This is a genomic window from Amycolatopsis sp. NPDC102522, assembly GCF_055584485.1.
On sequence record NZ_JBVJLY010000052.1, the window covers coordinates 1 to 6,331 of the forward strand.

The 6,331-nt window shown below is 68.9% G+C and carries 6 protein-coding genes; 1 reads left to right on the plus strand and 5 read right to left on the minus strand.

All coding sequences use genetic code 11. The features are described 5' to 3' along the window. Positions 1 to 157: 157 nt before the first annotated feature. Positions 158 to 406: a hypothetical protein gene (locus ACZ6YV_RS44170; RefSeq protein WP_465515379.1), complete on the plus strand. Its 249-nt coding sequence runs from the start codon at positions 158 to 160 to the stop codon at positions 404 to 406. Between the two features lie 63 nt (positions 407 to 469). Here the strand turns inward: ACZ6YV_RS44170 and ACZ6YV_RS44175 are convergent, their stop codons facing one another. The 5 genes from ACZ6YV_RS44175 to ACZ6YV_RS44195 form a co-directional block, all read right to left on the minus strand. Continuing rightward, positions 470 to 916 carry a hypothetical protein gene (locus ACZ6YV_RS44175; protein WP_465515380.1) on the minus strand — a complete coding sequence of 149 codons (447 nt, stop codon included), beginning with the start codon at positions 914 to 916 and terminating at the stop codon, positions 470 to 472. Positions 917 to 1,047: 131 nt separating this feature from the next. After that, positions 1,048 to 2,361 (minus strand): TniQ family protein, encoded by a 1,314-nt coding sequence (locus ACZ6YV_RS44180; protein ID WP_465515381.1) that lies wholly within the window; start codon positions 2,359 to 2,361, stop codon positions 1,048 to 1,050. Positions 2,362 to 2,372: 11 nt separating this feature from the next. Continuing rightward, a complete protein-coding gene (locus tag ACZ6YV_RS44185) occupies positions 2,373 to 3,437 on the minus strand; it encodes an AAA family ATPase (protein ID WP_465515382.1) in 1,065 nt (354 codons plus the stop codon). Next, positions 3,434 to 5,461 (minus strand): Mu transposase C-terminal domain-containing protein, encoded by a 2,028-nt coding sequence (locus tag ACZ6YV_RS44190; protein WP_465515383.1) that lies wholly within the window; start codon positions 5,459 to 5,461, stop codon positions 3,434 to 3,436. The genes ACZ6YV_RS44185 and ACZ6YV_RS44190 overlap by 4 nt, the downstream gene beginning before the upstream one ends. After that, positions 5,461 to 6,195 carry a TnsA-like heteromeric transposase endonuclease subunit gene (locus tag ACZ6YV_RS44195; protein ID WP_465515384.1) on the minus strand — a complete coding sequence of 245 codons (735 nt, stop codon included), beginning with the start codon at positions 6,193 to 6,195 and terminating at the stop codon, positions 5,461 to 5,463. The genes ACZ6YV_RS44190 and ACZ6YV_RS44195 overlap by 1 nt, the downstream gene beginning before the upstream one ends. Positions 6,196 to 6,331: the final 136 nt, after the last annotated feature.

Here is a 6,331-nt window from a genome sequence, read left to right on the forward strand (position 1 = left end):
TGTCCTGTCCGCCCGAACTTTGCGGAGCTTCACCGCGCTGAGCTGCGGTCCGAAAAGTAGGTCCGGACGATGATCGTTCGGGTTGTCCGGACCTACTTTTCGGAATCGGCAGTGGTCGGGGTCGAGCAGGCTCGACGCCGGATGTCACGATCACCCGGTGCCGAAGCTGACCAGTCTCGCCGGTGAGGATGCCCCGATGCCGGAAGACCCGGGATTCGTCCGCACCGACCAGCGCCATCTGTTCCTGCGGTCAGTGAGAAGCGCTGCTCCCGGCTGGGCAGGGCCGTTCATGATCATGGAATGCCTTGGCGAGAGCAGGTTCGCTGTCGCGGTGACCACGCCTTTCGGCGACCGGCTCAACCAGTTCGGTGCTGTGCTGCTTGATCTGTGGGACCGCGAGCGCTGACGAGCAGCTCGCAGTGTCGAGATCGCCGGAGACGCTGCCTGATCTGATTCGCGGATTCGGCGGTTAGAAGATGTGGTTGGTTTCGCCGCAGGGACCGAAAAAGCGGCAGTGGACGAGGTCGGCGGCGTTGAGCGCGCCGGCGTCGGCTTCGAGGGTGGTGAGCACGGTCGCCGCGTGGTCGAGGGCGAGCTCGTCGTCGATCGGGGGAAGGTCGTGCTCGCGGGCGTCGTGGAGGTCGCAGCCGTAGAAGTTTCCGGCGGCGCCGATGACGATGCGCGGGCCGTCGATGCCGTCCAGTTTGCAGCGCAGGTGGGCGGGGCCGATGTCGTTGTGGTCGTGGAACGTGATGCCCTGGAAGGAGGCGGGGTAGTACCACTCCGGCTCGGGGTGCTCGGGCCTGCCGTGCTGGTCTCGGTCGACGTGGTCGGACAGGTTCCATCCGCGTGCGGTGAGGAAGTCGTGCAGCTGCTGGATGTGGGCTTCGTCGATGTAGTCGTAAACGATCGTCATGCCGGTGCTTTCGGTTGGGGTGTGGTCAATTCAGGGGGTCGGTTGGCGCGGGTTCTGGAGGTCGAGTGGTATGGATCGGCGGCGGACTGATGCATGCGAGATCTTCCCGGCGCGGCCGCGGTGGTGGTGGGTCAGTCGTCGAAGCGGTGGCTTGATCGCAGCGGGTTCGATCTGATGGGGAATTTGCCGTAGAGCCGTTTCTCGCCGGGGAGCAGTGGCCGTCCTCCGGTCTTGGGGCGGGGGCTGCCGTCGCGGTCGTCCCAGGGGAGGGGTTCGGTGGCTTTGTCGAGCCAGGTGGATGGCTGCGGGTGGGGTCGGAACCAGTGAGCTCTGCTGTAGGCGTGGAACTCGGTGGTGGTGCGGGGCCGGTCGAGGTTGAGTGCCTGGTGGGACTTGCCGCTGGTGTCGGCGGTGAGTGAGAGGGCGCTGGTGAACATCTCCATTTTCGGGGACCAGTCACGGATGACGACGGGGTTGAGGGTGCGGTGGTGCAGCATCGCGTCGCCGCCGCGGCGGTGTCTGCTAAACCAGAGCGCGGTGGTGCCGCGTTTGGTGTCGGCGTTGTTGGCTGATCTGCGGAATCCTTTTGGGCCGCGGAAGGTCCGCAGGGTGTTGAAGGTGAAGTTGGGCGGGCTGGGAGGGTTCCAGCAGTCGGCTTCGATCCAGTGGGAGATGGGGTCTTTGAGGACGGTCGGCCGGTAGTCGAGCAGGCTGAGTCGTTCGGAGACTTCGGTGACGAAGCGGGCTTGGTCTTCGGGTCCGCCGGCGGCGAGCCGTCGCCAGTGCAGGGAGCCGATGAGCTCGGCGAGCAGGACGGCTTCGGGGTAGGTGGCGGCGAAAAGCCTTGAGGTGCTGAAGGTTTCGGGTTCGGTGCCGGGCGGGATGAGCAGGTCGGCGCGGCGATGCCAGTCCGCGAGGGCGTCACGGTCGTTGCTGATTTCGGTGTAGTTCCAGCGGTGCGCGCAGATGAGGAATCCGGTGAGCAGCGCGTCGAAGGTCGCGGCCGGGCCGATCTGGCGCAGCAGCTGCAGGTGGCGGCGTTGGGCGATGATGAGCTCGGGGAGGTCGGAGATGTCGGGTTGCGGGTGGTCGAGCAGGTCGGGCGGGCCGATCCAGATCCGGTGCCGGGTGCAGACGTAGTCGTGGTGGCCGAGCAGTTGCAGGACCGGCCCGCCGGGGTGCGCGGCGGTGCAGCGACGGCAGCCGCGCTGCGGTTCGTGCCGCAGCATCCGCCAGTCCGGCTGCGGGGTGAGCAGCTCGATGATCGCTCGCTCCAGCCGGGCGCGGGGCTGTTGGGAAAGGATCGCGAGAAGGTCGTCGTCGAGCTTGCGATCCCGGGTGACCTGCCGCCAGAGCTCGGCGGCGGGCATCTCGTTGAGCGCGGCGAGCCGCGCGAGGTAGGAGACGGTGATTTCCCTGTGCGCCGGGCGGGCAGTGATCGGCAAGCGGGAAACCATCAGCGTGACCCCGTGCTGTCCCGGCGGCGGGTGGGAGTGGACTGGGTGGCGTTGTGGTCGAGCGGGATGAGATCGAGCAGATCTTCGGTGATGCACTCGGTCTCGTCGTCGATCGCGATGACCGCGGCGCCGCGGACGAGCTGCGAGAGGCTGCCGATCATGCCGCCGGTCCGCTGATAGAGCTGCTCGGCGAGCTCGACCAGCGTGCCGGGGGTGTGCCGATGCAGCCGTAGGGCCTGCTCCAGGGTCGCGACCAAGGAGCGCCAGGCCGCGCGCTGCTCGGTGGTGCCGTAGTCGAACGGGTGTGAGGTGAGCAGGGTGAAGCGGCCGGCGATCTGGCGGCCGCGCGGCCCGGCGAACAAGCCGCGCTCGGCGACTTCGATCCCGGCGTAGGCGAAGGTCGCCGGGAGCCGCTCTGCAAAGTATTTGAGCTGGTCGGACACCTCCGCGCCGGATCTGGTGCTGAGGGAGACGTTGTGGATCTCGTCGACGAGGACGAGTTCGAGGTGAGTGCGGGCGGCGACCGCGCAGACGGTGTTGACGATCTCGGGCATGGTCGCGCGCGGGGCGAATTCCAGCCCGTAGAAGCGGGCGAACTCGATGGCGAGGATCTTCGGGGTTGCCGCGGTGGGGACGGTGACATAGACGACCGGGATCCGGTTCTGTCCCGCGCGGCCGGGATGACGGCGGCGGACGACGCGTTCGTGGGTGCGGCCGAGTTGGGTGAGCGCGGTGGTCTTCCCCGTGCCGGAGGCGCCGGAGAGGATGATGCCTCGGCGGGCGGAGATCTGGTTGCGGTTGAGCTGGATCAGCAGTCGTCCGGTGGTGAGCAGCTTCCGCATGGTCGGCGTGGCCGCGAGCGGCAGTTCGCTGTGGTAGTCCTTGCGTGCCTGGATGATCTGCGCGCGGCCGCGCGCGCTCAGCCGTGCCCACTGGTCCGGGTCGACCGGATCGGGCGGTGTGGGCTGGTGCTCGACGAACCGCCGCCAGCCTTCCTTGGTGGTGACGGAGTCGTCGGGAATGAGCTCGTCGAACTCGTCGAAGCCCGTGAGCAGCTCGCTCATAGCCACCTTTCGGCTTCGGCGTCAGCGTCGAAAACGCCGAAGGGGATCACCTCGGCCAGCGGATCGGCCGGGGATGCGTGCGCAGCAGGGTCGGTGACCGGGGCGGTCTCGGCCTCGGCGGGCCGGTGCGCGGCGGCCGCGGTCCGGGTGCGGGCGACGATCCTCGCGCTCGCCCGGTCGGGGCCGTGCTCAGCGCGGGTGAGGAGCGCGTCCAGCTCGCGGGCGATGTCGGCTTCGGACACGTCCTGGTCGCCCCGGCGTCGCCGGGTGAGTTCGCGGGCGTGGCGCCAGGTGAAGTCGGCGAATGGCGCGGTGACCATCGTTTTGTGGGTCCAGGGCGCGGTGATCCAGCCGTTCGGGGTGCGGACGAAGACCTGGGAGAGGTCGTAGGGGTCGTAGTGGACTTCCCAGAGTCCGCGTTTTCCGGCCAGCCCGGAGTGCTCGCGGCGGAAGTCGCCGAGTTCGGGGCAGTCGTAGGTGCGGTAGTCGATCCGGATGCCGTAGGCGTTGATCGACCGCCATTTGACCGGCAGGAGTTCGAGGTAGTCGGTGCCGGTCAGTGTGAGCGGCAGGTAGCCGGCGATCGAGACCAGTGAGGCGTAGCGCTCGTTCGGGGTGAGCCGTCGGCGCGGTGCGTGCGGGTCGCGCAGCGCGTCGTGCGGGCGGTGCGCCCAGCCGACGATCAGCCACTCGTCGAGCAGGTCCTGCAGCTCGGCGAGGGTCCATTCGGCCTCGACGGCGCGGCCGCGCAGCTGGGTGTTGGCGCCCTTGAACCCGGCGACGTGCTGGGCGAACAGCGTCTTGATCGCCGAGAACGTCGCCTCGACGACGGCTTTGTCGGTCGGGGTGCCCTTGCGGGCGGGCTGGATGGAGATGCCGAGTCGTTCGCAGGCGCGGGTGAAGGTTTCGGAGACGAACACGCGCCCGTGGTCGATCACGACCTGCTCGGGGACGATGACCGGTTTCGCCGCGGCTTCCCGCATCCGCGCGTCGATGTCCAGGAGGGACGCGAACGGCAGCCGGGAGGCCGACATTCTCAACGTCTCCGACCAGCCCGGTCGCATCGGCTCCGGCACCAGCATCTTCGCCAGCAGCAGGGACGCGTCGACCGCTTTCGTGCCGACCGGCCGCAGGACCGCGGCGCAGATGGTGCGGGTGGCGACGTCGACGGCGATGGTGAGATCGGCCCGGACCGGGACGCCGTCGGCGGCCAGGACCCGGACGTCGATCGGAGTGGAGTCGATCTGGACCTGCTCACCTGGCCGAGCTGCTGCCGTCGCGGTGAACGCCCCGGGCGGCCGGTTCGCGAGCTGGCGACGCGTGACCGCCGAGCCGAAGGTGTGCCGTCCGGCGCTGAGCCGATCCATCAAGGCGTAGAAGGAAGTCTTGCCCGGCAACGGCACCACTCCGACGCCGTGACGTTGCTCGACCTGCTTGATCGCGCGGCGCATCAGCCGCGAGCGCGTGCCGGTCGAGGCGTTCGTCTCGGCCACGATCAGCTCACGCAGCACCTCGACCAGACGCGCGTCGGCCTGGCCCGCGACCTCGAAGCCGCGAGCCGCGCGCTGGTCGACCAGGCCCCATAAACCCTGCGCGGTGTAGCGGGCCCGCTTGGTCTCCAGCGTCCGGGCGGTGACCTTCAGTTCGGCGGCCTTGGCGAGCTGTCGCTCGGTCAAGGTGGTCGTCGCCGGGTCGAAGCCGGGACGTGGTTCTGAGCCCGCGGCCGCGCCCGGCCGTAGGCCGGTTTCGACCTCGACGACGTGGTCCCGCCAGCGTTCGGCGGCGGCGACCACGTTGGCGGGCAGCGATTCCAGCAGGCCGAACGGCTCGACTGCCGGCAGCGGAGCGCTGTCGAGGACGGCGAAGTCCGGCGCGGACATCAGGTGCCCGGCCAGCAGCACCTGCTCGACTCCGGAATCGGAGCGCAACCGGACTGTCGTGCCGACGAGGCCCAGCACCTGGTGCTCGTCACCGTCGTAGCCGACCCGGTCCCCGACCCGCAGCACCGGCCGCTCCGGGGGCATCAGGCGGCCGCCGTGGTGACCACCGTGTCCGGAGACAGCGGGCGATCCAGATCGACGTCGAGATCACGACGCCAAAGCAGGTGATAGAGCACGGGCAGCACCGCGATCGGATCGCCGACCTGCTCGGCTCCCGGCAGCAGGCCGGTGGGTTCGGCGAAGGCCGCCCGCAGGGCGGCCGCGGTGTCGATCAGGTAATGGCGAGGGTGGCTGTAGCCCGCCAGCCACCGGACATTGCCGACCAGGACCTCCGGCGGCGAACCGACCACCTCGTAGCGCCATCCCAGCAGCTCACAGGCTCTGCGGGTGACATCGAAGGCGACCTGGTCGCGAGGCTTGATCCGGTTCAGCGGCCGGCAGTCGAGCACCAGCGCCGTCCCGTCGGCCAGGCGCGCGAAGTAATCCGGCGCGTGCGAGCGCGCCTTGCCCTCGTCGGTGGTCCAGAACAGCCAAAACGGCTGGGAGGAGATGCCGACGGTGTCCGGGTCGAAGTCGAGCAGCATCAGCCGGTCCCGTTCGAGCCATGACTCGTAGCCCACCAACGTGCCCGTGGTCGCGGTCCAGCGCCGTCCGACGTGGTGTCGCTGCCCCTTGTACGAGGGAAAACCACGGGTCGGCTGGCAGGACTCGAACGGGACCGACCACGCCTCACTCAGTGGAATGCGCTGTTGACCAGCGTCATCGACGTAGCCGACCTCAAGCCGGTCAGCGAGCGCGGGAGGGGCTCCACCTGGCACAAGATCAAGCTTCGGCACCGCGACATTGTCCCGACACCGCCCAGCAGGCCCTCACCGACCCGAACGGTAGCCCCGAACACCCGAAGACCACCCGAAGACTTGCTCCGGAACCCGAAGCGTCGCGCCGGACAGGACA